We start from the raw sequence: 26992 nt of genomic DNA, 5'->3' as shown, positions 1-26992 counted from the left end.
GTGGAAAAGAAGGGAGCCAATGTTGAAAAAGACAGAACGGTTTCAACTGGATAGCGGGATGGAGGAAACACAGCTGATTCATTCGGAAGCCATCAAACGGGCGGCGGCTTATCTGCGTCAAGGGAAACTGGTCGCTTTTCCCACGGAAACCGTCTATGGTTTGGGAGCGATTGCCACATCCCGGGACAGTGTTGCAAAGATTTATGAAGCCAAAGGAAGGCCTTCGGACAATCCGTTAATTATTCATATCGGAAAAAAGGAGCAACTGGCCCAATGGGTTCGCCGGTTTCCGGAGAATGCGCAAAAGCTGGCGGAAAAATTTTGGCCAGGCCCTCTGACGATGGTACTGCCTCACCGTGATAACCTGGCGGAAAACGTGACGGCAGGGCTTTCGACGGTGGCGGTCCGGATGCCGGATCATCCGGTTGCGCTGGCCTTGTTAAACGAGGTGGGCATTCCGGTGGCGGCCCCCAGCGCCAATCGTTCCGGGAAGCCCAGTCCCACGACGGCCGAGCATGTTTTAAATGATCTCGACGGAAGAATTGACGGGATCCTGGACGGAGGTCCGACCGGCATCGGAGTGGAATCCACCGTGGTCGACGTCAGCGGGGAAATCCCCTTGTTGCTCCGGCCGGGCGGAATCACTTTGGAACAGTTGCAAGAAACACTGGGGGAAGTCCGTGTGGATCCCGGATTAACCGACGCGAGTCAAACGCCCCGTTCACCCGGCATGAAATACCGGCATTATGCCCCGCAGGGAGAAATGTGGCTGGTCAAAGGGAATCCGGAGGCGGTGATCTCGTACATACAACAACAAGTCCAAGAGGCCGTCAAAAACGGAAAACGGGTCGGGGTGCTCACCACGGAAGAAAACCAAGGAAAGTATCAACAGGCGGATTGTGTGATTGCAGTCGGATCTCGTCGCCATCCGGCCAGCGTTGCCCGCCGGTTGTATGGTGCATTGCGCCGTTTTGACGAACAGAAGGTGGATGTGATTTTTGCGGAAGCTTTTCCGGAACAAGGGTTGTTTGCTTCCGTGATGAATCGCATGAAAAAAGCGGCCTCCGGCAACATGGTGGAAGTGTGAGGCAAATCAAAAAAACAGCTGCGGAAACTTGCAGCTGTTTTTGTCTGTTTATGTAAAATTCATTGTGATTTCCACGACTTCCGGCCGGTTTCCGATCCGAAGAGGCGGTCCCCAAGTGCCGAACCCGCAGGAGACGACGGAATAAAAACTGCCTTTTTGCAAAAGTCCCCAGTCATTCTCATAGATCATGGCGGTGATCCAGTTTCCGGGGAAAATCTGTCCGTGGTGGGTGTGCCCGGAAAGCATCAGGTCAATGCCGTTTTTTTGTGCCTGTTGCAGTTCGATCGGCTGGTGATCCAGAAGAATCAAGGGGTGGGAATAATCGGTGCCTTTCATCAAAGATGCCAGTTCTTTACGTCCCGGTTCCCGGATCAAATTGGGATCATCCCGGCCGATCAGGGTGAAGCGGTTTGGGATCACAACCTTTTCGTCTTTTAAAACCTTGATGCCGGCTTTTTGCAACGCCTGCATCAGTTGGCTTCCCCGTTCGGCGAGATCGCGGTCATGGTTTCCGGGAACGGCATAGACGCCATACGGTGCCTTGATTTTTCCCAACGCGGCGGCCAATTTCCGGTCTTCCCCCGGCGTCAGCGGCCCGTTGGTGATGTCACCGGCCAACACAACCAAATCCGGTTTGATTTGATGAATCATCTGTTGCAGGGTTTTCAGTCTGTCCGTATCGATGACGGGACCGTAATGGATGTCGGACACCATGGCGATCCGGAGTTGTTTCATTCCGCCGGCATCCTTGTTGACGTTGACGTTGTATTTTTTGATCACCGGATGCTGTGCATTCCAACTGCCGTAAGCAACGGGAACCGTTGCGAGGAGAAAAACTGCCGCAGCCAGGGAATAAGGAGTGAGATGATGATTTTTAAAGGCCGGAGGAATGAATTTGGCCAGGCGGTCGATGAAGCGGATCACATCGAGCATCAGGATCAGAAAGAACAAATATAAAACGATGATCATGGAGTGTCCTCCCCAGATGCCCAACCAGGAACCGATGCGCTCAGGCAAAATGTTTTTTCCCAGTTCGGACAGCGGGAAAGGGACGATCAGTGCCAACAGTGCCGCGACAAAAAGGACTTTGCTTACGGGGGAATCTTTACGGATCAAATATTTCCAACCTTTGCGGCCGATGTAATAACTGATCAGGCCGTACAGTGTCAAAAAAATCAAAATAACCAGACCCCACATATGGCTCTCTCCTCTTGTTTGATTGAAATGGTCTGTAGATGATTTTACTACAGATTCCGGCGGCCATGGCAAGCTTGGTTCTTTTTTTCGGGATCCGGCATATGATGGAATGTGACAAGCAGGCTCAGGGGGGGAATCAATGGAGCTTACACTCATTCAATGGGGTCAAGTGATGACTTTATCCATGATTGCGGTGGCACTCGGCATGGATGCTTTTTCCATGGGAATCGGGCTGGGATTGAAGCGGATTCCCGGTTCGCAAATGACGTTGATCAGTCTGTCCGTCGGCTTTTTTCATATCATCATGCCTCTTTTGGGAATGGGAATCGGGCATTTTTTGAGTACGTTGTTAAAAGATATTGCCGTCATGCTGGGAGGCATCATGCTTTGCCTGTTGGGGTTGAATATGCTGTACCAGGTTGTTAAAGGGGATGATTCAGAGGAACTTCAAGTCCAATCGTTCTGGCAAACATTGATTCTTTCATTGAGTGTAAGCATGGATTCCCTTTCGGCCGGATTGAGTCTCGGTTTTTTTTCGACAGACATGGTGCTCGCGGTTTTGTTGTTTGGTTTCGCAGGACTCATCATGGCGGGAACGGGACTGATGCTCGGACGGATTTTCGGGGGATGGATCGGTCGCTACGGGGAAGTGATCGGAGGGTTTATTCTGCTGTTTTTGGGAGGAAAATTTCTGTTTTGACCGCTGGTGCCGGAACAGAGAAGATGTGGAAGCCGCCGGGGATTTAGTGGTATGTTTTTAAAAGAAAGGGGGAAAGGGTATATCATCCATCTGTTCAACGGATACTGAAGAACAGGTGAAATTTGAGGTGAACATCATGAAAAGGGTGTTGTTTGTTTGCACGGGGAATACCTGCCGGAGTCCCATGGCAGAAAATTTGTTCCGGGAAACGGCCAGGCAAAGGAACATCCCGGTAGAGGTGAAGTCTGCCGGAATCGCCGCCATCGACGGGGCCAGACCGTCCATGCAGGCGGTGGAAGTGTTAAAAGAAAAAGGCATCAACTGCAATCATCGTTCCCGTTTATTAAATCAGCAACTCGTCGAATGGTCTGATTTGATTCTGGCAATGACGGAAGCGCATAAACAATTCATCGCTCAAAACTTCTTGCAAAGCAGGGAAAAAATATACACTTTGAAAGAGTATGCTTTGTGGGGAGAGGAGTCAGAACAAATCCACAAAAAGCTGGATCAATTGTATCTCGAAGCGGAAAGCATCCGGGCAAAAATTCAGGCGCAGTATGCCGTCAAAGCGGACGAGCCTTGGCCGGACGAAGCAAAGACCGCCCTGGAAAAAGCCCTGAAGCCGCTGAAGGAAAAAGAACAACAATTTCTGGAAGAGTTGAACGGGACATGGGATATTGAAGATCCGGTCGGCGGCAGTGTGGAGCGATACCGGGAATGCGCCTCGGAATTGAAAAAATACATTAACCGGATTTTAGACCGGTGGGAGCAGGAATCATGACCCGGCCGGATGATGGATTAATGACAGGATACGAAGATGGATCCAAGGAGGGAGATGAAAGAATGAAGCTGATCATCGGATCCGATCACGGTGGCAGAAATTTGAAAGAAGAGATTAAAGGACTGCTTGAGGAATTGAACATTGCTTATGAGGACGCGGGTTGTGATTGTGATACATCGGTGGATTACCCCGATTATGCCAAACCGGTGGCCAAACGCGTGGCCGAAGGGGAGTTTGACCGGGGGATTTTAATTTGCGGAACCGGCATCGGAATGTCGATTGCCGCCAATAAAATCAAGGGAATCCGTTGTGCGGTCGTCAGCGATGAATATTCGGCGCGGATGAGCCGTGAACACAACAATGCCAATGTCCTGGCATTGGGGGAACGGGTCGTGGGGCCCGACTTGGCCAAATCCATCGTCCGTACCTGGCTGGAGGCCGAATTTCAAGGAGACCGTCATCAACGCCGGCTGGAAAAGATCGAGCAATTGGAAAACGAGGGATGATGATGAAAGAGGAAGTGAAAAGGGCCTTACGTGATTTATTGGCGGCGATGCCCTTGGATGCCGGACATGTTTTGGTTGTGGGCGCCAGCACCAGCGAAGTGGCCGGGAAACGGATCGGTTCCGGCGGCAGTGAGGAGATTGCGCGCGAGTTGTATGAGGGAATTTCGGAAATCCAAAAGCAAGCCGGCTTTCATCTGGCGTTTCAATGTTGCGAGCATTTGAACCGGGCATTGGTGGTCGAACGAAAAACCGCCGAACGTTTTGGTTGGCCGGAAGTGACGGTGGTTCCCGTGAACAATGCCGGCGGAGCCATGGCTGCTTATGCGTACAGACATATGGAGCAACCGGTGGTGGTCGAACAGATTCAGGCCGATGCGGGCATTGATATCGGGGACACATTGATCGGGATGCATTTAAAACCCGTGGCCGTTCCCGTGCGCTCCCGGCAAAAAACGATCGGACAAGCCCATGTCACGTTGGCCAAAACCCGCCCCAAACTGATCGGGGGAGAGCGGGCCGTTTATGCGTTGGAAAAGTAATCCGAGTCCAAAAAAGAGAACTTGTTTGATAAAATAGAGAAAATTACCGAACAGGACAAGGAGGCAAATCATGAAGCAATTAATCACCAGTGATCCGCAAGTGGCTGAAGCCATCCGACAGGAACTGGGGCGTCAACGGAATAAAATCGAGTTGATTGCTTCGGAAAACTTCGTATCCCCGGCTGTGATGGAAGCGATGGGGACGGTCTTGACGAACAAGTATGCGGAAGGCTATCCGGGAAAAAGATATTACGGAGGCTGTGAATATGTGGATGTGGTGGAAGACCTGGCAAGGGACCGTGCCAAGGAATTGTTTGGTGCAGAACACGCCAATGTTCAGCCTCACTCCGGAGCCCAAGCGAATATGGCTGTCTATTTTGCTGTTTTGGAGCCGGGAGACACGGTATTGGGCATGAATCTTGCCCACGGGGGCCATCTGACCCATGGAAGCCCGGTGAATTTTTCCGGAAAAATGTACAATTTTGTCGCCTACGGGGTGGATCGTGAATCCCACCGGATCGATTATGAAGAGGTTCGCAAAGTTGCATTGGAACATAAGCCGAAGCTGATTGTGGCGGGAGCCAGCGCCTATCCCCGGATCATCGATTTCAAGCGGTTCCGGGAAATCGCCGATGAAGTCGGCGCTTATCTGATGGTGGACATGGCTCACATTGCCGGACTGGTGGCGACGGGACTTCATCCCAATCCGGTTCCTTATGCCGATTTTGTCACCACCACCACACATAAAACGTTGCGCGGACCGCGGGGCGGCATGATCTTGTGCAAAGAAAAATATGCAAAGCAAATTGACAAATCCGTCTTCCCGGGGGTTCAAGGAGGACCGTTGATGCATGTGATCGCGGCCAAAGCCGTGGCACTCGGGGAAGCTTTGACCGATGAATTTAAAACCTACACCCAAAACATTGTGGACAATGCCAAAAAGTTGGCGGAATCTTTGAAAGAGGAAGGGTTTAACCTGATTTCAGACGGAACGGATAACCATCTGATCCTGATGGATGTCCGCAATTTCAACCTGACCGGTAAAAAAGCGGAACACCTGCTGGATGAAGTGGGGATCACAACCAATAAAAACGCGATTCCTTTTGATCCGGAAAAACCGTTTGTCACCAGCGGAGTCCGGATTGGCACGGCCGCTGTGACCAGCCGCGGCATGGACGGAAAAGCCATGGAGGAAATCGCGCAAATCATCGGATTGACACTGAAAAATCCGGAAGACGAAAATGCACGGGAGGAAGCCAAAAAACGGGTGGCCCGTCTGACGGAAACATACCCTTTGTATCCACAACTTTAATGGATTCCTGAGCCCGATCCGCGAGGGTCGGGTTTTTGGCAATAAGAAACATATATAAAAAAGTTGTGTACACAGGGTGAATTATGGTTATAATCAGTTGGATAAAAAAAGATAAGGAAGAGGTGAAGCAAAAGTGGGTCGTGTACATGTTTTAAATCACCCGCTCATTCAACATAAGCTGACGTATATCCGGGACAAAAACACCGGCACGAAAGAGTTTCGGGAACTGGTGGATGAAGTTGCCGCTTTGATGGCTTATGAAATTACGAGAGACATGCCTTTGCGTGAAGTGGAAGTGGAAACACCGCTGGCCAAGGCCAAATGTCAAGTGTTGGCTGGAAAAAAACTGGGCCTCGTTCCGATTTTGCGCGCAGGACTCGGCATGGTGGACGGAATTTTGAAATTGATCCCTGCCGCAAAGGTGGGTCATTTGGGAATGTACCGGGATCCGGAAACCCTGGAAGCGGTGAAATATTATTCCAAAATGCCTCCGGATATCGGAGAACGGGAATTGATCGTGATCGATCCCATGCTGGCAACGGGCGGGTCGGCCGCAGCGGGAATTTCCGTGCTGAAAGAAATGGGGGCCAAACAAATCAAATTGATGTGTTTGATTGCTGCTCAAGCCGGCATTGACCGCGTGCAAAAAGAACACGATGATGTGGATATTTATGTCGCGGCAGTCGATCCGGTTCTGAACGAAAAAAGTTATATCATTCCGGGACTGGGAGATGCAGGAGATCGACTCTTCGGTACAAAATAATTTTTAGAAAAAGCCTGGTGTTTCAAGCGGAGTTTTTTTAATTGCGACAATTTGTTCATAAGTGATTTTGAGAAAACGTTGACAAAAGATAGAACGCTTCGTTACTATAGGCAGGGGGAAGGATGGAAAACTGAGAAAACTTCACTCTTGTCAATCCGGCTCCCTACAAGCGAAACTTCCCCTTTGAAAATGCCAGATGTTACGGGGGTTTTAAATTGAACGGGAATATGTGGCGGCTGTTGGCCGTGATCAGTTCCATGGGAATGGAAATCGTTCTTTTGACCTTGGGGGGAGCTTGGTTGGGGAAAAAACTGGATACGGTTTGGGGAACCCGGCCGTATCTTTTGATGGCTGGAGTGTTGTTGGGATTGGGAGTGGGTTTTTTCAGTGCCATTTACACCCTGAAAGCATTGTTAAAGGAATGAATCCTCATGGATACCGTGAAGACCATTCGGAAGCGAGTGGTATCCCTCACAACCGGACTCCTCACTCTCTTATTGATCATTTGGTTTATGACTCCGCACCAACGTATTGTTGCTGGCGTTTTCCTGGGTTTATGTGTAAGTTTGTACAATGTCTTAAATTTGTTGTGGAAAATGAAACCGGTAAAGGAAAGTGCCGTTTACTTAAAACCAGGAAGATATCGGGGAGTTGGAATCATTCATCGTTATCTCATGGTTGCCCTCGCTATCATAATTGCTGTGAAATTTCCGGAATGGATTGATCCCAGAGCAATTGTCGCAGGGTTACCAGTTTGCTATATATTCCTTTATTGCACTCAGTTTATCCAAGTGATTCGCTCTTCATCTTAAAGAGAAAGGAGTGAGGGAAATGGAACTTACACCGAAGCTGCGGTTTGAAGTGGCCGGCATTCCGGTTCAATTTGACGTCACGGTCATGTTTACAACCACGGTCGCATGCATCCTGGTTTTTGTGATCGCCATGCTTGCTGCCCGTCGCCTTTCGCTTGTCCCGACCGGCATGCAAAACGTGGTTGAAATGGTGATCGAATTCACTCAGGGAATTGTCCGCTCCAACTTGTCGGGCAAAACGGCTGAACGATTCTACGGCTTTGCATTCACCCTTTTTCTGTTCATCTTTATTGCCAACCAGATGGGAGTCATGTTCAATGTCGTCGCCGAGTCGCATATATCGATTCCGTGGTTGAAAATATGGGCGGCCGATTCAGCCGGGGAAGGGGAACATTATGCGTATGCCCTGTGGAAATCGCCCACCGCGGACATCAATGTGACCATGGCCATGGCTTTTGCCATCACACTGGCAGCTCATTTCCTGGCCTTCAGAAAATCTCCCAAGCATTATCTGGCCCACTACTTCCAACCTTTCTGGCCGATGGTTTTGATGCATGCGATTGAGGAAGTGTCCAAACCCTTGACGCACGGCATGCGTTTATGGGCCAATATTTTTGCCGGTGAAGTGTTGATCCTTGTGATGGTGAAAGGCAGCTGGTTTCTGACCGGGGCCCCGTTGATTGTATGGCTGGGCTATTCCTTGTTCGTCGGAACGATTCAGGCCTATGTCTTCACCGTGTTGGCCATGGTTTACATGGCGCAAAAAATTGAAGCGTGACAATCAGAATGCAGTCTGAAGTCAATCTTGTCATCCGCATAAGGACAATCAAAAAAATTTTGAAACGAAAACAAATCAGAGGAGGAAATATCATGGATGTAAACATTTTGGCTGGTGCTTTGTTGCTCGCATTTGCAGCGATTGCCGGAGGATTTGGAAACGCAATGGTATACAGCCGTTATTTGGAAGGATCTGCCCGTCAGCCGGAAATGGAAGGGAAACTTTTCACCCGGGCGTTTATCGGAATTGCGTTGGTTGAGGCATTGCCGGTTATTGCCGTGGCATTTGGAGTCATGTTGTTCTTCGGTGTAATTTAATGGATCGATCCGTTTGATGGAGGCGGGGATGCAGTTGATAGTCCCCGTCTGGTCGTATTGAGGAAGAAGAAACACGATCCCGAAGGGAGTGAGTTGGATTGCTGACCATCGAAATCGGTACGATGCTGTTTCAGCTGATCGCATTTATTATTTTAATGCTTCTTGTGTCCAAGTTTGCCCTTCGTCCGATGCTGCAGGTGATGAAACAACGCACGGATCACATCGAAGGCCAGATCAAGGAAGCGGAAGAACGCAGAAAAGAAGCGGAAAAACTGCTGGAAGAACAACGGCAGGAACTGAAAAAAGCCCGTCAGGAAGCCAAAGAGATCATTGAACGTGCCAAAGCGCAAAAAGACCGCGAAGCGGAAGCGATCATCAAGCAAGCACAGGAACGGGCAGGGCGCATTCTGGAAGAGGCGACGAACGAAATTCAGCGCGAAAAAGAAAAAGCGTTGGCCAGCTTGCGTGATGAAGTCGGCGGGCTTTCCGTTCAGTTGGCGTCCAAATTATTGGAAAAAGAGTTGGACAAAAACCGGCATTCCGATTTGGTTTCCAGCTATCTTGACGAGGTAGGAAGATTGCAATGAGTAAGACAGTAGCGAGACGTTACGCCAAAGCGCTGTTTGAAGTTGCCTCTGAACAAAAGCAGATCGACGCCATTGAGAAAGATTTGAAGCGAATCACCGATACATTGGAAGCTTCCCCGGAATTGACGGAATGGCTCAGCCATCCTTCAGTCGGGAACGGGCAAAAAAAGGAACTGCTCACCAAAATCTTTGATCAGTTGAACGCATATACCAAGAATCTGATGTATCTGTTGGTGGATCGCCGGCGGGAAAACGTTCTTTTTGATCTGTATGAAGAATACAAAAAGCTGGCAAATGAATCCAGAGGAATTGTTGAAGCGGTTGTTACGACGGCATTCAAATTGACCGAAGAGGATAAAAAACAGGTCAAAGCAACCTTTGAGCCAATGATCGGGAAAACCATGGAACTGGTCGAAAGAGTGGATTCCGATATCCTGGGCGGCGTGGTTGTGCAAATCGGCGACCGTTTGTACGACGGAAGTTTGCGAACCAGGCTGAATCGTTTCCAAGAACAGCTGAAACAAAATCAAGTTGGATAGATTACAGACGGAAAGATTGGGGTGACATATATGAGCATTAAACCGGAAGAGATCAGCTCCCTGATTAAAGAGCAGATCGAGAATTACCGTTCCGAAGTGGAAGTGACGGATGTCGGCACCGTCATTCAAGTAGGTGACGGGATCGCACAAGTTCATGGCCTTTCCAACGCAATGGCAGGTGAGCTGGTTGAGTTTAAAAACGGCGTCATGGGAATGGTTTTGAACTTGGAAGAACATCATGTGGGGGTTATTATTTTAGGACCTTATCAGGATATTCGTGAAGGGGACCAGGTCAAACGCACCGGCCGCTTGATGGAAGTACCGGTGGGGAAAGCGCTTCTTGGCCGTGTCGTGAATCCGCTGGGTCAGCCGCTTGATGGAAAAGGCCCCATTGAAACCACCGAATTCCGCCCCGTCGAATCTCCTGCACCGGGTGTCATTGACCGGAAATCCGTCCATGAACCTCTGCAAACAGGAATCAAAGCGATCGACTCCATGATCCCGATCGGACGCGGGCAGCGTGAGTTGATCATCGGGGACCGTCAAACAGGGAAAACCACGATTGCCATTGACACCATCATCAACCAAAAAGATGAAGACATGATCTGTGTTTATGTGGCCATCGGGCAAAAACAATCGACCGTTGCACAGGTTGTTGAAAAGCTTCGCCGCTACGGTGCGATGGATTACACCATTGTGGTGGTTGCCAGCGCTTCGGATCCGGCACCGCTTTTATATCTCGCTCCTTATGCCGGTTGTGCAATGGGTGAATACTTCATGTACAAAGGCGGCCATGTTCTCTGCGTTTATGACGACTTGACCAAACAAGCCGCTGCTTACCGCGAGCTTTCGCTCTTGCTCCGTCGTCCGCCAGGCCGTGAAGCTTATCCGGGGGACGTGTTCTATTTGCACTCCCGTTTGCTCGAGCGGGCAGCGAAATTGTCCGACGAACGCGGCGGTGGTTCCTTGACGGCACTTCCGTTTATTGAAACCCAAGCCGGGGACGTGTCCGCATACATTCCGACCAACGTGATCTCCATCACCGACGGGCAAATTTTCCTCGAATCCGACTTGTTCCACTCCGGGGTCCGTCCGGCGATCAGCGTGGGAACATCGGTATCCCGTGTCGGTGGTGCGGCGCAAACCAAAGTCATCAAAAAACTGACCGGAACGTTGCGTTTGGACTTGTCCCAATACTATGAGCTGGCAGCTTTTGCCCAATTTGGTTCGGATTTGGACAAAGCCACCAAAGCGAAACTGGAACGGGGGAAACGCACCGAGGAAATTTTGAAACAGGAGGAACACCATCCGCTTCCGGTTGAGAAACAAGCGGTTTCCTTGTATCTGGTCACCCGGGGACACTTGGATGATATTCCGGTGGAAGATGTGCGCCGTTTCGAGAAAGAGTTCCACAGCTATCTGGAAACCAACGAAGAAGACATCTTGAAATCGATCCGGGAGAAAAAAGTGCTTGAAGACGAGACCGAAGAGAAACTGAAAAAAGCGATCGAAACCTTTAAAAAAGGGTTTGCGGTAACCGAGAAATAAGCCGTTTCAGATAAAGTAGAAAAGAGTCGCTGGCCGCGGCTCTTACGGGGAGATTGGCAGCGGAAAGGCGGTGAAAACATGGGTCAATCGATGCGTGAGATCAAAAGGCGCATTCGTTCGACGGAAAAAATGAGACAAATCACCAAAGCGATGAAGATGGTTGCAGCCGCGAACTTGCGCCGTGCACAGGAAAGAGCGGAAAAAGCGCGTCCTTATGCGGAAAAAATGCGTGAAGTGATCGTAAGCATTGCCCAAGGCACGACGAGTGCAAAACATCCCATGCTGGTATCGCGCCCCGTACGTAAATCAGGCTATCTTGTGATTACGTCGGATCGCGGCCTTGCGGGAGGTTACAACAGCAACCTGTTGCGGATGTTGCTTCAGACTTTGCATGAACGGCATCAAAGCAAAGATGAGTACGTGTTGTTTGTCATTGGCCGGAAAGGCCGGGACTTCTTGAAAAAACGCAATTATCCAGTCATTGATGAGATTACGGGACTTTCTGATTCACCTTCTTATGATGAAGTGCAAGAAATTGCGAAAAAAGCCGTTCGTTTTTATGCAGAAGAGAAATATGACGAGCTGTACATCGTTTACAACGAGTTTGTCAACCCGGTTGTTCAGCGGCCTTTGGACAAACGGTTATTGCCGCTTGCGAGCGAGGATTTGAGCGGGCAGGAACTGGGTCCGAAAACATCTTACGAATATGAACCATCACAGGAAGAAGTGTTATCCGTCTTGCTCCCCCGGTATGCGGAATCGTTAATTTACAGCGCCTTACTCGATGCGAAAGCAAGTGAATTTGCTTCCAAAATGACAGCGATGAGCAATGCAACGGATAATGCGACGGAGCTGATTGATCAATTGACGTTACAGTTGAACCGTGCGCGTCAGGCTGCAATTACTCAGGAAATCGCTGAAATTGTCGGCGGTGCATCTGCGCTAAACGGCTGAGCATGATCTTTTCACAAGCGAAGAAACCAGTGCATGGCAGTTTAAGGAGGGAATTCGATGAGTTCTGGACGTGTGCTTCAGGTTATGGGGCCGGTTGTGGACGTTGAATTTGAACGCGGACATCTGCCCGAGATTAACAACGCGATTAAAGTCAAGCGGGTGGACGGAAGCGAGCTTGTTTTGGAAACGGCTTTACATTTGGGAGATAACACGGTGCGTACCGTAGCCATGGCTTCCACCGACGGTCTGGTCCGGGGGATGGAAGCGATCGATACGGGGAGACCGATCTCCGTACCCGTCGGCCGTCCGACATTGGGACGGGTGTTTAACGTTTTGGGAGAACCGATTGATGAAGCCGGAGAAGTGAAAGGAGCCGAAAAACACTCCATTCACCGTCCGGCACCGAGCTTTGAAGAACAATCGACTGAGCAGGAAATGCTGGAAACGGGAATCAAAGTGGTTGACTTGCTCTGCCCTTATGCCAAAGGTGGAAAAATCGGACTCTTTGGCGGTGCGGGAGTGGGAAAAACCGTTTTAATTCAAGAGTTGATCAACAACATCGCACAAGAGCACGGCGGATTGTCGGTGTTTGCGGGGGTTGGTGAACGTACCCGCGAAGGGAACGACCTTTATCATGAGATGAAAGACACCGGGGTCATTGACAAAACCGTTATGGTGTTCGGACAAATGAACGAGCCACCGGGAGCGCGGATGCGTGTGGCTTTGACCGGTTTGACCATGGCGGAGTATTTCCGTGATCAAGAAGGTCAGGACGTACTGTTATTCATTGATAACATTTTCCGCTTCACCCAAGCCGGATCCGAGGTGTCCGCACTTTTGGGCCGGATGCCGTCTGCGGTGGGTTACCAGCCGACATTGGCAACGGAAATGGGTCAATTGCAAGAACGGATCACCTCCACGAAAAAAGGTTCCGTCACCTCCATTCAGGCCATTTACGTGCCGGCTGACGACTACACCGACCCGGCTCCGGCGACCACCTTTGCCCACTTGGATGCGACCACCAACCTGGAACGTCGTTTGTCTCAAAAAGGGATTTACCCGGCGGTGGATCCGCTCGCATCCACTTCCCGCATCCTGACCCCGGAAGTGGTGGGAGAAGAACACTATCGGGTTGCCCGTGGCGTGCAGGAACTCCTGCAACGTTACCAAGAGTTGCAAGACATCATTGCCATCTTGGGTATGGATGAATTGTCCGAGGAAGACAAAATCGTGGTGGCCCGTGCACGGAAAGTGGAGAAGTTCTTGTCGCAAAACTTCCACGTTGCCGAGCAGTTTACCGGTAACCCGGGTGTATACGTGCCGGTGAAAGAAACGGTTCGCAGCTTCAAAGAAGTGCTGGAAGGAAAATATGACGACTTGCCGGAAGACGCTTTCTACATGGTGGGCGGCATTGACGAAGCCATTGAAAAAGCGAAAAAACTGGGTTATACCCGCATGGTGTAGATCCCGGCATTTTTCCGGCGGATTTCCGGTGCCAACCGGAATACCGATGGATGGATACACGGCTCACTCCGCAGGACAAGGAGGTGAAGCCCTGCCAAATCCCGTGGTTGTTCCCGGGATCAGCAGGTCATGATGGGGAATAAAGTGCAGTTGGATATTGTAACACCTGAGCGGATTGTTTATTCCAAGCACATTGATATGGTGGTGACAAAGGCGGCCGATGGGGAGATTGGTGTGATGGCCCAGCATGTTCCGTTTGTGAGCCCGATTATCGGGGATACCGTTCGGGTGAAAAATGACGGATCGGAAGAGACGTTTAAAATCAGCGGCGGGTTCATTGAAGTGCGCCCCGATAAAGTCACCATTCTCGCTGAATCCGCAGAGGTATAAAAACGGATCTCCAAAAAGACACCTTTTCAGAAGGTGTCTTTTTTATTTTAAGGTTTGTGAAAAATATTTCCCGCATTTGGTGAACCATCTCAGATAAGCGCTATTTTTCTCAAGGAAACGATCCTTCTCACAATTGGGAAAGTAGTGTATAATCAAACAATAGAGGAGGGGATTGCCAACTTTTTAGCACTGCTTTAAAAAAGTATATTACTACTGAAAAATTAGTATTCCATTCAAAGAATGTAAGCGTTTTATTTTTGTATAGATCAAGATGAAGGAGGGGTTTGTTTGTCTGCCGTCAGTCACGGGTTCATTGCCATCTTTTTTATTCTCGGCATTGTTTTGCACATTGTGGCGCTTTCCATCGGAAAACTGCTTCGTCCCCATCAGCCTGCCCCTGATAAGGCCATTTCTTATGAAAGCGGTGTGGATCCGACCGGGGACAGTTGGATTCAGTTTAATGTCCGCTATTATTTGTTCGCGCTCTTGTTTGTCATCTTTGATGTGGAGGCGGTTTTTTTATACCCTTGGGCAGCCGGTTACGATGTTTTGCGCTCTGAGGTGGGGCTGTTCATTCTGGTGGAAATGGTTTTGTTTGTTTTCTTTCTGATCCTGGGTTTGCTTTATGCCTGGAAAAAGAAGGTGTTAGAATGGGAGTAAATTTTGAAAGATTCGCTCCGGTTGAAGAGCAGGAATTAAAGCGGAATGTGGTGACGACGAATTTGGAACAAATCAAAGCCTGGGCGCGCAGCAGTTCTTTATGGCCCCTCACTTTCGGGTTGGCATGTTGTGCGATTGAAATGATGGGCACGGGGGCCCCGCATTATGATCTCGACCGGTTTGGCGTCATTTTTCGTGCATCCCCGCGTCAGTCGGATGTCATGATTGTCGCAGGAACCGTGACCAAAAAAATGGCGCCTTTGTTGCGCAGATTATACGATCAGATGCCGGAACCCAAGTGGGTGATCGCCATGGGTTCTTGTGCCACCGCCGGCGGACCGTATGTGAAATCGTATTCCGTTGTCAAAGGCGTTGATCAAATTGTGCCGGTCGATGTCTACATTCCGGGATGTCCTCCCAATCCGGCAGCCCTGATTTACGGGATCAACAAATTGCAGGAAAAAATCCGTTATGAAGCCAAATACGGGAAGAAGGTGACGAACCGGTGAGTTCTCATGAAGAAGATCGAAAAAAATCTGAAGAAAAAGAAAAAGGGATGGAAAAGAAAAACGCATCAGACGCCGGGCCGGATTCAAATGCTTTAGAACCGGAAAAACCGGCTCCCCAATCCCCGAAGCCGAAAGAAAAAGCCGTTCCCCGACGGGCAAGGCCTGCTTCTAAACCAGCCGGCAAAGAGGAGAAAAAACCGGAAGAGCCCTCACCGCTTGAACCGGTTTTAAAACGTTTTAAGCAGGAAATCGTGGAAAAAGCAGGGGAAGACGCCGTGGTTGAAGATTATATCAACCGGGCCAGCGGACATGTTCCCACGTTTGTCATCGCCAGAGAAAAATGGCTTGAGGTGGCCCGGCTTTTGAAAGAGGATCCCTTGTTTTCCTTTGATTATTTGCGCAATCTGTCGGCTGTGGATTACCAAAAAGAAATTGAAGTGGTTTACCAGTTTTACTCTTTCAAAAAGAAACACCAGATTGCCATTCGCGTCAAAACAGACCGGGATGAGGCCAAAGTGCCGAGTGTGGCTCATTTATGGAAAGCAGCCGACTGGAATGAACGGGAAGCTTATGACCTGATGGGGGTTGTTTTTGAAGGGCACCCGAATCTGAAGAGGATTTTGTTGCCGGATGAATGGGTGGGGCATCCGCTCCGGAAAGATTACGAACCACTGGATAAGGAGGTTTAATCCTTGTGCTTAGAACGGAAGAAATGTTGCTGAATGTCGGACCTCAACATCCCAGCACTCATGGTGTGCTCCGTTTGGTCGTGAAAATAGACGGGGAAATCATTGTGGATGCCGAGCCGGTGATTGGATATCTCCACCGTGGAACTGAAAAACTGGCGGAGGATCTGAATTATACGCAAATCATTCCCTATACGGACCGGATGGACTATCTGTCCGCCATGACCAACAATTATTCCATCGTCCATGCCACCGAAAAGCTGATGCAACTGGAAGTTCCGGAAAAGGCTCAATTTTTGCGGGTCATTGTGATGGAGCTGAACCGGATTGCCAGCCATTTGGTTTGGATGGGAACGTATTTGTTGGATATCGGTGCTTTAAGCCCTTTTTTATATGCATTTCGGGACCGGGAAAAGATTTTGGATCTGTTTAATGAGTTGTGTGGTGCCCGGATCACGTTCAACTATATGCGCGTGGGCGGTGTCAAATGGGATGCGCCTCCGGGTTGGATTGACAAGGTCGGGCAATTCGTGGAGAACATGAAACGGCAAATGAAAGAATACCATGATCTCATCACCGGAAATGAAATCTTTATTCAGCGGACCAAAGGAATCGGGGTGGTTTCGCCGTCACTGGCCATTGAATACGGATTGTCGGGTGCCAATTTACGGGTGACCGGCGTGGATTGGGATTTGAGGAAGAACCAGCCGTATGCGATTTATGAACGGTTTGAATTTGATGTGCCGGTCGGGAAAACCGGAGATTTGTATGAAAAATATTTGTGCCGGATGAGGGAAATTGATGAATCGCTGAAAATCGTTGAACAAGCGGTTGCTCAGTTTCCTGAAAGCGGTCCGGTCATGGGGAAAGTTCCCCGGGTTCTCCGGGTTCCGGAAGGAGAGATTTATTGCGGTATCGAATCTCCACGGGGAGAGCTGGGCTGCCACATTGTCAGCAACGGGAAAGACAAACCGTGGCGGTTAAAGTTCAGGCGTCCGTCTTTTTATAATTTACAGATACTCCCGACTTTATTAAAAGGGGAGAATATATCCAATTTGGTGGCGATTTTGGGCGGAATCGACATTGTGCTCGGGGAGGTGGATTGTTGATGAATCCGTGGATGATCATCGGACCGGTTTTGCTTTTGCTGATCGTGCTCGGGTTTGTGACGTATGCCATTTTGTTTGAGCGGAAAGTGCTGGGCTGGATGCAAAACCGGATCGGCCCGAACCGGGTGGGCCCCCGGGGGATGTTTCAAACCGTGGCGGATGTTTTGAAGCTGCTCATCAAAGAAGATGTCATTCCCGAAAAAGCGGATGCCGGATTGTTTAAACTGGCGCCGGCAATTGCCTTTGTTCCCGCTTTTGCCGTGGTTGCGGTGATTCCTTTCACCCCTTCCATTCAGTTTTCTGACTTTGCAGTCGGTTTGCTGTATTACATGGCGGTTTCCAGCATTACCATCATCGGAATCATGGTGGGAGGCTGGTCTTCCAACAACAAATATGCATTGATCGGCGGGATGCGTTCGGCAGCGCAAATGATCAGTTATGAAATTCCACTGGTGATGTCTGTCGTCGGGATCGCTTTGTCAGTCGGTTCTTTAAACCTTGCCGAGATTGTGGAGGCCCAAAAAGAGGTTTGGTTTATTTTCCCGCAATTTATCGGTTTTGTGGTCTTTTTGATTGCATCGGTTTCGGAATTGAACCGGACGCCGTTTGACCTGCCGGAAGCCGAATCGGAACTGGTGGCCGGTTACCACGTGGAATATACGGGTTTCCGGTTTGCATTTTTTATGCTGGCGGAGTATACCTACATTTTTGCCATGGCATCCCTGACGACCGTGCTTTATCTGGGCGGATGGAATGCACCGTTTGGCCTCACGTGGGTTCCGCCGGTCATTTGGTTTATATTGAAATTTTTGCTGGTCGTGTTTTTCCTGTTCTGGTTGAGAGCCACCATGCCGAGGATTCGTGTGGACCAACTGATGCAATTTGCATGGAAGGTGTTGTTGCCGGTGGCTCTTTTCAATATTTTGCTGACTTGTCTTTTAAAAGAAGTGCCGGTGATCGGGACTTATTATTAACGGAAACGGATTGGAGGGGAAAATGGTGCTTGGCTTGATCAAAGGGTTGGGGGTCACCCTCAAAAACATGACAAAGCCGAAGGTCACTTACCGTTATCCGGATGAGCCGCTCGAGATGCCCGACCGCTTTCGCGGAATACAGCATTTCGATCCGGAAAAATGCATTGTCTGCAACCAATGTGTCCGCATCTGCCCGACCGATTGCATTTCATTGACGGGGAAAAAGCATCCGGAAAAGAAAGGGAAAGTGATTGACACTTACGATATCAACTTTGAAATTTGCATCTTGTGCGATTTATGCACGGAAGTCTGCCCGACGGAAGCCATTGTCATGACCAATAACTATGAGCTCGCCGTTTACGGAAGGGATGAATTGTTTAAAGATTTGGAGTGGCTCAACCAAAATAACACAAAGATTCGAAAAGAAAACAGCACCAATCTCATCAAAAAACCGGGAGGAAAAAAATAATGCCCGTAAACGCTGAATTCATTGCATTTTTTATCCTTTCCGTCATGGCGATTGGCGGGGCCGTGTTCATGATCAACTTCACAAGGGTCATCCATATGGCTTTGGCGCTCGCATTCACTTTCTTCAGTATCGCAGGCATTTATTTGCTCTTAAACGCCGAGTTCTTGGCGGTGATCCAGGTGCTCATTTATACCGGGGCCATTTCGATTCTCATGCTGTTCGGGATCATGTTGACCAAACACCGGGATGAAGAGAAAAGTTCGGTCGCACCTTGGCATGCCGTGCTCGGTTTTATCGCTGTCGCCGCCTTTTTTGGCGTCATGATGTGGATCATATACCGGGTACCGGTGTGGAGCGAACCGCATAACGGGGAAGGATGGAACGTCGTCCGGCTGGGAGAGCGGGTCTTCACCGAATACGTGATCCCGTTTGAACTGGCTTCGATTTTACTCTTGGTGGCACTGGTCGGGGCAGTCATTCTGGCAAAAAGGGAGGAGAAATGAGATGGTCATCACTTCTTACCTTGCTTTGTCGGCCATCTTGTTCAGTATCGGTTTGTATGGCGTGCTGACGAAGAAAAACGCCGTGATGGTTCTGTTCTGCATTGAGTTGATGTTTAACGCCGCAAATATCAACTTTGTGGCATTTTCCAAATTCGGGCTGTTTCCCAATCTGACGGGCCAAATCTTCACGCTGTTTACGATTACGGTGGCAGCGGCGGAAGCGGCCGTGGGGATTGCCATTCTGATTGCCTTGTACCGGCAGGTGTCCACGGCGGAAGCCGACCGTTATCATTCGCTGAGAGGTTAGCGGAAGCGATCAAACTTCTAAAAAGAAGGAAGGGTCAGAAATGGAAGCAAACATGGCTCTGTTGATTCCTCTTTTTCCATTCATTGCATTTCTTTTGCTTCTGTCCGGCCGTGGATTCATTCAAAGGAAATTTGCGGCCGCAACAGGAGTGACGGCAACGTTTCTTTCTTTGTTGCTGTCCGTTTATGTTTGGTTGTCCGGGGAAACCGTCACATGGAACATTCCCTGGTTGAATCTGGGGGACGTTGCGGTTTCTTTCAGCATCCATCTGGGTTCCCTGCAAATCTTGATGCTTCTGATCATCAGCATCGTCAGTTTTCTGGTTCATCTGTATTCTTACGGTTATATGGAACGGGATGATCGGATCCGGGTGTTTTATGCTTATTTGGCTTTGTTCACTTTTTCCATGTTTGGTCTGGTCATGTCGGCCAATCTGTTGTGGATCTATATCTTTTGGGAATTGGTCGGGGTTTGTTCCTTCTTGTTGATCGGGTTTTGGTATTTCAAACCGGAAGCCAGGGAAGCGGCACGCAAGGCATTTGTCGTCACAAGAATCGGGGATGTCGGTTTCTTCATTGCCATTGTCCTGATGTTTTGGCATGTGGGAAGCTTTGAAGTTTCCGATTTGAAAACGGCTGTGGTTTCCGGGCAAATGTCCCCCGGCTTGATCACTTTGTTGGCGGTTCTCATCTTTATCGGAGCGGTTGGAAAATCCGGGCAGTTCCCGTTACATACCTGGTTGCCGGACGCCATGGAAGGTCCGACGCCGGTCAGTGCCCTGATCCATGCCGCCACCATGGTAGCTGCCGGGGTTTATCTCGTTGCCAATCTGTTTTTCCTCTTTCAGTCATCCCCTTCTGCCATGGATGTGGTGGCTTATATCGGGGGATTCACTGCGATTTTTGCCGCGACCATCGGATTGATGCAGCATGACATCAAACGGGTGCTTGCTTATTCCACGGTGAGCCAGCTTGGCTTCATGATGTTGGCCCTGGGTTCGGCCGGATATGTTGCCGGGGTTTTCCATCTCTTTACCCACGCCTTTTTCAAAGCGTTGTTGTTTTTGGGAGCCGGGGCGGTCATTGTCTTGCTCGCCCATGAACAGGATTTGCGGAAAATGGGAGGGCTCTGGAAAACCCACCGCCAACTCGGTGTCTGGTTCTTGGCCGGTTGTTTATCCATTGCGGGGATTCCGCCTTTCTCCGGATTTTTCTCCAAGGATGAGATTTTGTTTTCCGTTTACCAGGATGGAAGGACGGGGCTTTTTGTCACCGGGTTGATTGCCTCCTTCTTCACGGCTCTTTATATGTTCCGCCTTTTCTTTCTGGTGTTTGCCGGGGAACCGCGGGGACCCAAGGCTGACCGGCCGGTGCCGGCCGTGATGATGATTCCGGTGGCCGTGCTGGGGATTTTCTCGATTGGAAGCGGATGGGTCGGTTTGCTTTCCGGCGGGGGATTTGAACACTGGCTGGCCGCCGGTAACGGATCCGTTCCCGATGCCGCATCGGCTCCGGTGTGGTTGGCGGTCGTGACGGTGGCGGTTTCCCTGGCCGGGATCGGATTGGCCTGGCTGTTTTACGGAAAAGGAAAGTTCAGTGCCCGTCAGGCGGCACAAACCGTTCCCTGGCTCCATCGCCTGGTTTTGAACAAATATTATGTGGATGAATTGTATCAATATTTGTTTGTATGGACGACCAAAGGCATCGGATGGTTTTTGTCCGGATGGGACCGGTTTGTGATCGGAGGGATTGTCCGGTTTGTCGGTTGGGTCGTCCAATTGACCGGGCGTTTGGGCTCCAGGATCCAAAACGGGCAGGCACAGACTTATGTGCTGGTGAGTGTGATTGGGTTTGTCCTTTTGATGGTAGGAATGACAGCGGGGAGGTTATTTAAATGAGTCGGTTTGATTGGATGCCTTCACTGATCACGTTTCTCCCGCTTTTAGGGGTTTTGGTTCTCATTTTTCTTCCCCGTGAGAAAGTGCGCTGGCACCGGATTTGCGGGATTTTGTCCACACTTCCGCCGCTTTTGTTGTCCTTGTTGATGTATGCGCAATTTGATCAGGGGTTGAAAGGGTTCCAGTGGGTGAAATCGGTTGTCTGGTTTCAAATCCCCCTCTTACAGGGAGAACCGTGGACCTTTCATTACAGTATGGGAGTGGACGGATTATCGCTTCCTTTCATTGTTTTGACCACCCTGATCAGTGCCGTGGCTGCCGCGGCATCCGGGTTCATCAGGGAGGAGACCAAAGGGTTTTACCAGCTGTTTTTGCTCTTGGAGACAGGGATGATCGGGGTTTTTGCCGCATCCAATCTGTTTCTCTTTTTCATCTTCTTTGAAGTCACATTGATTGCCGCTTATTTTCTGATCGGAAAGTGGGGGTTTTTGGGCCGGGAGAAAGCAGCCAACCAGTTTTTGTTGTTTAACGGTCTGGGATCCGGATTCCTTCTGTTTGCCATGGTGGCTTTGCTGCTTCTCTTTGGCACGTTGGACTATTCGGCGTTGCAAGACCGGATGGATCAAGTGATGGGGCAATTTTCACTGCTGCCCCCGGCTTTGAAAACGATGCTGTGGGGAACGTTTGCGGCCCTTGTGATCGCATTTTGCATTAAGTTGCCCGTGTTTCCTTTCCACAGCTGGATGTTAAAAACGCACGTGGAAGCTCCCATCCCGGTGGTGATGATTCATGCCGGGGTCCTGCTGAAGATGGGGGCTTACGGTTTGATCCGGTTCGGGCTGGGATTGTTCCCGGTGCAAATGAAGGAAATTTCCGTCTATCTGGCCGTGTTTGGCTTGGTGAACATTTTGTACGGAGCTTATATTGCCATTGTGCAAAAAGAGTTGAAGCATGTGCTGGCTTATTCCAGTGTCAGCCATATGGGAATCATTTTGTTCGGACTGGCCGCTATAAATACGGCCGGATTAAACGGAGCGGTTTTTCAGGCGGTGTCCCACGGTATCATCTCGGCACTGCTTTTCTTCCTCGTCGGCAGCATTTATGAGCGTGCCAAAACGACGGAATTGGACGATCTGGGCGGACTGGCCAAATCGGCACCGGTACTTTCGGGAATTTTCCTGACCGGTGGATTGGCGCTTTTGGGATTGCCTGGGCTTTCCGGTTTTATCAGCGAGTTTCTTGCTTATCTCGGCGTGTTCCAAAACCATCCGGTGATTGGAGCGGTCGGGGCACTCGGGTTGATTTTCACCGTGGTTTATGCATTGCGTGCCGTGTTAAAAACGACCTTCGGGCCGTTGCCGGAACGTTTTCAGGCGGTTGGTGATCTTTATTGGCGCGAAACCTTTCCGATGTTGGTGATGGTGATGGTGATTGTCCTGATCGGTGTTTATCCGGCCGTTTTGAGTGCACCGATGCAAGAAACGTTAGATCTTATTGTATCTCGGATCGGAGGGTAGGGGCATGATGCAAACATTGCTGGATTTTGACCTGAGGGTGATGGCCCCCGAGCTGACGATCGTCGTTGTCGCCGCTCTGTTGATGATTTTGGATTTGTTGTTGAAAGAAACGGTGTCAAAGAGATGGATGGGCATCTTCGGGCTCATTGCCATCTTGGCGGCAGGCGTTTTCGTCGGTATGGGTTGGGGGCATGAACCGTATCAGATTTTGGGGGATTCGTACCGGATTGATCATTTGAGCTTGACGCTCAAAGCCATTTTGCTTGCCGGAACGGCTTTGGTTTTCTTGTTTTCCTTCCGGAAGGACGAAGAGTTGAAAGCGGAAAGCGAATATTATTCTTTGCTTCTTACCGCATTGCTCGGTGCCATGATTATGGTGTCGTCGGCGGAATTGATCACGTTGTTTGTCGGCTTGGAGCTTTTGAGCCTCTCATCCTACATATTGGCCGGGATTCGGAAAAAACGGACCGATGCGACCGAAGCGGCGTGGAAATATGTTGTTTTGGGAGGGGCTTCCTCCGCTTTTATCCTGTACGGGATGTCCTTCCTCTACGGATTGACCGGAAGCACCCATTTGTTTGAGATACGGGACCGTGTGGCGGAAGTGGCGGCAACTGATTACCAGCTGTTCCTCTTTTTATCGTTCTTTTTGATGATGGTCGGGTTTGGTTTTAAAATTTCATCCGTGCCTTTCCACACTTGGGTTCCCGATGTTTATCAGGGTGCATCCACCCCGGTGGCGGTGTTTCTGGCTGTGGTGTCCAAAGCCGCAGCGTTTGCCCTGGTACTCCGGATATTGCTCGGGGCCTATATTCCCCTGGTGTCAAACGGTGTCTGGAATGAAGTGATTTCCTGGACATTGATGATCATGGCAGCGGCTTCCATGATTGTGGGAAACACGGTGGCATTACGCCAAACCAATGCCAAGCGGCTGATGGCTTACTCCAGCATCGCCAATGCCGGCTATCTGCTGGTTCCTCCCGCCACGATGGGATTTGTGGGATATGATTTGTTCCCGAGTCTGGTGTATTACCTCATCGCCTATCTGTTCATGACGGCCGGGGCCTTTGTGGTGATTGAAGTTGTGGGAAAAGAGGTGGGAACCTATGATTTGAAAGCTTTTTCCGGATTGTACCAGCGTTCGCCGGGGCTGGCGGTGATCATGACCCTGTTTCTTTTGTCTCTTGCCGGCCTTCCCGTGACGGCGGGGTTTGTGGGGAAATTTTACATTTTGATGAGCGCGGTGGCCGGTTCCCATCATTGGCTGGCGCTCATCATGATCATCACAACGGTGATTTCTTATTACTATTATTTTCGCATTGCCCGGCACATCTATTTTAGAAAAGCCGGGGAGGTTGGAAAGCTGAACGTCCCTTGGGCGGTGATGGCTGTGATCGGGATCGGATGTTTGGGCACCCTTTTGTTGGGATTGATGCCGGACTACTTCTTTCAAGCCTTGGGAGATCTGGATTGGATGTCCGCGTTCTCCCAAGCCGCCAATTCTTCCCCTTAGAGTCTCTTTTTATCCGGTGAAAGCATACCCTTCGTCAGGAGGGGTATGCTTGTTTTGTTCATGCATTTGCAAAAATATCTTTTGCGCATTCGCCATTTTTTTTGTACCATGGTAGCATGTGAACATATGCCTGAGGGAGTGCATATTATGGATGGGACGACGCAGCTGGCCTTGTCGGGGCTGGTGAACATATTCCTCTCGATCCTCAGCATTGCCTTTGTCTGGTGGATTTTGCTGGGCATGCGCATCGAGCAACTGTTTAAAAAGAATCACACGGCTCAGATCAGAGCCTTGATGATCGTCTTGTCGATCATTCTCGGGCATCAACTGGCGTCCTTTTTTATTGATTATCTCAGTTGGTCCAGGCTGATCAGCCAGCTGATTCACTGACCGGTTCCACGTATATCCTTTCCCCTGAATGTGAAGAATGGGAATAATAAGAATTTGGGGAGAGGGATGGAAAATGTGGGGGATTGTGAAAAAAGTGATTCTCTTTTGTGTCTTTTTGCCTTTTTTATTCATTGGATCACAGGAACAATCCCGGCCTGAAGGGCAATTGATCCAAGCGTTCAAGAAAGTCGGCGTGGAGCCGGAGCGATATGTGCTGCATTATGGAAACCGGCTGCACCGGGCAATGAGCCGGCAAGAGATCGAAGAGTGGACACAAGCATTGAGTCGTTCATTCAATATCGGACCTGCAGAACGCAATGATGAGTTTGACGGAATAAAATTTTCGGCGGAAGGGATCATTGAACAAAACATTTTGGTGAAAATGGTTGTGATCAATGATGAACCGTCTGAAGCACTCAACCATCCATATTTGTCCATTCAATTGGAAGGAAAAGGAAGTGACCGGGAAAACTGGCAAGCCGCCCGCGATCATGTGACGCGTGTGTTGTTAAATCATGGCATTACTCCATCTTATCATTATTCTGTTCAGGGAAGCAGGCCGGTGCAAAACGAACAGGAGGAACATTTACTTGCGGAGATTTTCCGGTTGTTGAAAGCGGAAGAGGTGGAAGCGATGCACACGGATCATACCATCAGCATCTCCGCACTTTCTCCGTTGTTGCCGGCAGGCATCAAGACCAGAGGCGGCATGATGAATATGCAAGCGGCCGTTCGGATGAATCAGGATGCCCATCGCATGGTTATCACTTTAGGCACGCCAATTATCACCATCGAATATTAGTTTTTGGGGGGAAAAGCTTTGGAAAAGATCATCGTTCAAGGCGGAACACGTTTAAAAGGAAGAGTGAAAGTACATGGCGCCAAAAATGCGGTGCTTCCTTTGATTGCCGCATCCATTTTGGCATCCAGAGGGGACATCAAAATTACGGATGTTCCGCTTTTGGAAGATGTGAAAACCATCACTCAACTGTTGAAACGCTTGGGGATCCAAGCCGATCTGGGTGATGACCAAATCGTGATCAATGCAGAAAAAGTGGGATCCACCGAAGCGCCTTATGAACTGGTGCGCAAGATGAGAGCTTCTGTTTTGGTGATGGGACCCCTGCTTGCCAGAAAAAAACATGCGCGGATTCCTCTCCCGGGAGGATGTGCCATCGGAAGCAGGCCGATTGATCTGCATTTGAAAGGATTGGAAGCCATGGGTGCCCGGTTTGACATCGGGCAGGGCTACATTGAAGGAACCATTGACGGGCGCCTTCATGGAGCAACGATTTATCTGGATTTCCCAAGTGTCGGAGCTACCCAAAATATCATGATGGCAGCAACATTGGCTGAAGGCCGGACAGTGATTGAAAATGCCGCTTGTGAGCCGGAAATCGTGGATCTGGCCAACTTCCTCAATGCGATGGGCGCAAAAATCCGGGGAGCCGGTACTGATGAAATTCGCATCGATGGCGTGGATATTTTGCGGGGAACGGAATACACCGTGATTCCCGACCGGATCGAAGCCGGAACTTACATGGTGGCGGCTGCCATCACCCGCGGCGAAGTTTTTGTGGAAGGAGCCATTTCCGATCATTTGGTTCCGTTGATTGCCAAGATGCGTGAAATGGGAGTTCATGTGCTTGACGGCGAAAACGGGATTCACGTCCGTGCAGAAGGGGAGTTGAAACCCGTGGATGTCAAAACCTTGCCCTATCCCGGATTTCCGACGGACATGCAATCGCAGATGATGGCTCTTTTGCTTACCGCAAACGGAAACAGCATGTTGACGGAAACCGTGTTTGAAAACCGGTTTATGCATGTGGAAGAGTTTAAGCGGATGGGGGCGCAGATTAAAATCGACCGGCGCACCGCATTGATTGAAGGTGGAAAACCGTTGTCGGGGGCTCAGGTGAAAGCCACGGATCTGCGTGCCGGTGCGGCCTTGATTCTGGCCGGGTTGGCGGCGGAAGGAGTCACCGAAGTGACGGAGCTGCATCATGTGGATCGTGGTTATGTGGATATTGTCGGGAAATTGAGAGGTTTGGGAGCCAAAATTGAACGGGTGAGCGAGGAAAAAAGTTCCGGGGTGGAACAAAAATCTTTTGCATGACCAAACGAAGGTCAAGCGGCTTCTTTGAAAGGAAGCCGCTTTTTTCTTTATCAGGAAATCTACGAATT

At 49.9% G+C, this 26992-nt stretch carries 32 protein-coding genes; 31 read left to right on the top strand and 1 reads right to left on the bottom strand.

Annotated features, from left to right (window positions below; all coding sequences use genetic code 11):
• Positions 1 to 19: 19 nt before the first annotated feature.
• Positions 20 to 1087, top strand: a complete 1068-nt coding sequence (locus tag H1R82_RS01450) for an L-threonylcarbamoyladenylate synthase (protein WP_181731299.1) — start codon at positions 20 to 22, stop codon at positions 1085 to 1087.
• Between the two features lie 48 nt (positions 1088 to 1135).
• On the opposite strand, the gene H1R82_RS01445 is transcribed toward H1R82_RS01450, so the two are convergent.
• Entirely contained in the window at positions 1136 to 2284 is a 1149-nt protein-coding gene (locus H1R82_RS01445) for a metallophosphoesterase (RefSeq protein WP_181731300.1), read from the bottom strand.
• Positions 2285 to 2423: 139 nt separating this feature from the next.
• Here H1R82_RS01445 and H1R82_RS01440 point away from each other — a divergent pair, with 139 nt between their 5' ends.
• From H1R82_RS01440 to murA, 30 genes are all read left to right on the top strand, one after another.
• On the top strand, positions 2424 to 2984 hold the full coding sequence (locus tag H1R82_RS01440; protein ID WP_181731301.1) for a manganese efflux pump MntP: 561 nt from the start codon (positions 2424 to 2426) through the stop codon (positions 2982 to 2984).
• 136 nt (positions 2985 to 3120) lie between these two features.
• Positions 3121 to 3765, top strand: a complete 645-nt coding sequence (locus tag H1R82_RS01435; RefSeq protein WP_232333937.1) for a low molecular weight protein arginine phosphatase — start codon at positions 3121 to 3123, stop codon at positions 3763 to 3765.
• A gap of 62 nt (positions 3766 to 3827) precedes the next feature.
• Positions 3828 to 4271 carry a ribose 5-phosphate isomerase B gene (gene rpiB, locus H1R82_RS01430; RefSeq protein ID WP_181731303.1) on the top strand — a complete coding sequence of 148 codons (444 nt, stop codon included), beginning with the start codon at positions 3828 to 3830 and terminating at the stop codon, positions 4269 to 4271.
• Positions 4268 to 4810 carry a TIGR01440 family protein gene (locus tag H1R82_RS01425; protein ID WP_181731304.1) on the top strand — a complete coding sequence of 181 codons (543 nt, stop codon included), beginning with the start codon at positions 4268 to 4270 and terminating at the stop codon, positions 4808 to 4810. The genes rpiB and H1R82_RS01425 overlap by 4 nt, the downstream gene beginning before the upstream one ends.
• A 70-nt stretch (positions 4811 to 4880) precedes the next feature.
• Positions 4881 to 6122: a serine hydroxymethyltransferase gene (glyA, locus tag H1R82_RS01420; protein ID WP_181731305.1), complete on the top strand. Its 1242-nt coding sequence runs from the start codon at positions 4881 to 4883 to the stop codon at positions 6120 to 6122.
• A 133-nt stretch (positions 6123 to 6255) separates the two neighbouring features.
• Positions 6256 to 6885: a uracil phosphoribosyltransferase gene (gene upp / locus H1R82_RS01415; RefSeq protein WP_181731306.1), complete on the top strand. Its 630-nt coding sequence runs from the start codon at positions 6256 to 6258 to the stop codon at positions 6883 to 6885.
• A 215-nt stretch (positions 6886 to 7100) separates the two neighbouring features.
• Positions 7101 to 7310 (top strand): AtpZ/AtpI family protein, encoded by a 210-nt coding sequence (locus H1R82_RS01410; RefSeq protein ID WP_181731307.1) that lies wholly within the window; start codon positions 7101 to 7103, stop codon positions 7308 to 7310.
• 6 nt (positions 7311 to 7316) lie between these two features.
• Positions 7317 to 7697, top strand: a complete 381-nt coding sequence (locus tag H1R82_RS14890; RefSeq protein WP_181731308.1) for an ATP synthase subunit I — start codon at positions 7317 to 7319, stop codon at positions 7695 to 7697.
• A gap of 19 nt (positions 7698 to 7716) precedes the next feature.
• Complete coding sequence (gene atpB, locus H1R82_RS01400; RefSeq protein ID WP_181731309.1) at positions 7717 to 8475, top strand: F0F1 ATP synthase subunit A; 759 nt, start codon at positions 7717 to 7719, stop codon at positions 8473 to 8475.
• A gap of 92 nt (positions 8476 to 8567) precedes the next feature.
• On the top strand, positions 8568 to 8792 hold the full coding sequence (atpE, locus tag H1R82_RS01395) for a F0F1 ATP synthase subunit C (RefSeq protein WP_181731310.1): 225 nt from the start codon (positions 8568 to 8570) through the stop codon (positions 8790 to 8792).
• 98 nt (positions 8793 to 8890) lie between these two features.
• Entirely contained in the window at positions 8891 to 9379 is a 489-nt protein-coding gene (gene atpF / locus H1R82_RS01390; RefSeq protein WP_370527016.1) for a F0F1 ATP synthase subunit B, read from the top strand.
• A complete protein-coding gene (locus tag H1R82_RS01385; protein WP_181731311.1) occupies positions 9376 to 9918 on the top strand; it encodes a F0F1 ATP synthase subunit delta in 543 nt (180 codons plus the stop codon). Before atpF ends, H1R82_RS01385 begins: the two co-directional genes overlap by 4 nt.
• 30 nt (positions 9919 to 9948) lie before the next feature.
• The gene (atpA, locus tag H1R82_RS01380) at positions 9949 to 11466 is read left to right on the top strand and encodes a F0F1 ATP synthase subunit alpha (protein ID WP_181731312.1); all 1518 of its coding nucleotides are present in this window, start codon (positions 9949 to 9951) and stop codon (positions 11464 to 11466) included.
• Between the two features lie 78 nt (positions 11467 to 11544).
• On the top strand, positions 11545 to 12420 hold the full coding sequence (gene atpG / locus H1R82_RS01375; RefSeq protein WP_181731313.1) for an ATP synthase F1 subunit gamma: 876 nt from the start codon (positions 11545 to 11547) through the stop codon (positions 12418 to 12420).
• Positions 12421 to 12477: 57 nt separating this feature from the next.
• Positions 12478 to 13884 carry a F0F1 ATP synthase subunit beta gene (gene atpD / locus H1R82_RS01370; RefSeq protein WP_181731314.1) on the top strand — a complete coding sequence of 469 codons (1407 nt, stop codon included), beginning with the start codon at positions 12478 to 12480 and terminating at the stop codon, positions 13882 to 13884.
• 132 nt (positions 13885 to 14016) lie between these two features.
• Entirely contained in the window at positions 14017 to 14274 is a 258-nt protein-coding gene (atpC, locus tag H1R82_RS01365; RefSeq protein ID WP_181731315.1) for an ATP synthase F1 subunit epsilon, read from the top strand.
• Between the two features lie 288 nt (positions 14275 to 14562).
• A complete protein-coding gene (locus H1R82_RS01360; RefSeq protein WP_181731316.1) occupies positions 14563 to 14934 on the top strand; it encodes an NADH-quinone oxidoreductase subunit A in 372 nt (123 codons plus the stop codon).
• Positions 14925 to 15443 (top strand): NuoB/complex I 20 kDa subunit family protein, encoded by a 519-nt coding sequence (locus H1R82_RS01355; RefSeq protein WP_181731317.1) that lies wholly within the window; start codon positions 14925 to 14927, stop codon positions 15441 to 15443. Before H1R82_RS01360 ends, H1R82_RS01355 begins: the two co-directional genes overlap by 10 nt.
• The gene (locus tag H1R82_RS01350) at positions 15440 to 16132 is read left to right on the top strand and encodes an NADH-quinone oxidoreductase subunit C (RefSeq protein ID WP_309544763.1); all 693 of its coding nucleotides are present in this window, start codon (positions 15440 to 15442) and stop codon (positions 16130 to 16132) included. The genes H1R82_RS01355 and H1R82_RS01350 overlap by 4 nt, the downstream gene beginning before the upstream one ends.
• A 5-nt stretch (positions 16133 to 16137) precedes the next feature.
• Positions 16138 to 17238, top strand: coding sequence for an NADH-quinone oxidoreductase subunit D (locus H1R82_RS01345; protein WP_181731318.1), 1101 nt, complete (start codon positions 16138 to 16140; stop codon positions 17236 to 17238).
• Complete coding sequence (gene nuoH / locus H1R82_RS01340; protein ID WP_181731319.1) at positions 17238 to 18212, top strand: NADH-quinone oxidoreductase subunit NuoH; 975 nt, start codon at positions 17238 to 17240, stop codon at positions 18210 to 18212. The genes H1R82_RS01345 and nuoH overlap by 1 nt, the downstream gene beginning before the upstream one ends.
• A gap of 25 nt (positions 18213 to 18237) precedes the next feature.
• A complete protein-coding gene (gene nuoI, locus H1R82_RS01335; RefSeq protein ID WP_037996710.1) occupies positions 18238 to 18681 on the top strand; it encodes an NADH-quinone oxidoreductase subunit NuoI in 444 nt (147 codons plus the stop codon).
• On the top strand, positions 18681 to 19184 hold the full coding sequence (locus tag H1R82_RS01330; RefSeq protein ID WP_181731320.1) for an NADH-quinone oxidoreductase subunit J: 504 nt from the start codon (positions 18681 to 18683) through the stop codon (positions 19182 to 19184). The genes nuoI and H1R82_RS01330 overlap by 1 nt, the downstream gene beginning before the upstream one ends.
• A gap of 1 nt (position 19185) precedes the next feature.
• Positions 19186 to 19491 carry an NADH-quinone oxidoreductase subunit NuoK gene (nuoK, locus tag H1R82_RS01325; RefSeq protein ID WP_181731321.1) on the top strand — a complete coding sequence of 102 codons (306 nt, stop codon included), beginning with the start codon at positions 19186 to 19188 and terminating at the stop codon, positions 19489 to 19491.
• 40 nt (positions 19492 to 19531) lie between these two features.
• Entirely contained in the window at positions 19532 to 21388 is a 1857-nt protein-coding gene (gene nuoL, locus H1R82_RS01320) for an NADH-quinone oxidoreductase subunit L (RefSeq protein ID WP_181731322.1), read from the top strand.
• The gene (locus H1R82_RS01315) at positions 21385 to 22905 is read left to right on the top strand and encodes a complex I subunit 4 family protein (protein ID WP_181731323.1); all 1521 of its coding nucleotides are present in this window, start codon (positions 21385 to 21387) and stop codon (positions 22903 to 22905) included. The genes nuoL and H1R82_RS01315 overlap by 4 nt, the downstream gene beginning before the upstream one ends.
• Positions 22906 to 22909: 4 nt before the next feature.
• A complete protein-coding gene (locus H1R82_RS01310; protein ID WP_181731324.1) occupies positions 22910 to 24418 on the top strand; it encodes an NADH-quinone oxidoreductase subunit N in 1509 nt (502 codons plus the stop codon).
• A 147-nt stretch (positions 24419 to 24565) separates the two neighbouring features.
• The gene (locus tag H1R82_RS01305) at positions 24566 to 24808 is read left to right on the top strand and encodes a DUF1146 family protein (RefSeq protein WP_037996714.1); all 243 of its coding nucleotides are present in this window, start codon (positions 24566 to 24568) and stop codon (positions 24806 to 24808) included.
• Between the two features lie 73 nt (positions 24809 to 24881).
• Positions 24882 to 25610 carry a YwmB family TATA-box binding protein gene (locus H1R82_RS01300; protein ID WP_181731325.1) on the top strand — a complete coding sequence of 243 codons (729 nt, stop codon included), beginning with the start codon at positions 24882 to 24884 and terminating at the stop codon, positions 25608 to 25610.
• A gap of 18 nt (positions 25611 to 25628) precedes the next feature.
• Positions 25629 to 26924, top strand: a complete 1296-nt coding sequence (gene murA, locus H1R82_RS01295; protein ID WP_181731326.1) for a UDP-N-acetylglucosamine 1-carboxyvinyltransferase — start codon at positions 25629 to 25631, stop codon at positions 26922 to 26924.
• Positions 26925 to 26992: the final 68 nt, after the last annotated feature.

It is taken from the genome of Thermoactinomyces intermedius (genome assembly GCF_013912365.1).
Taxonomy (GTDB): domain Bacteria; phylum Bacillota; class Bacilli; order Thermoactinomycetales; family Thermoactinomycetaceae; genus Thermoactinomyces; species Thermoactinomyces intermedius.
The sequence above is the reverse complement of the archived record's forward strand: the minus strand, read 5'-3'. Positions and strand labels throughout refer to the sequence as shown.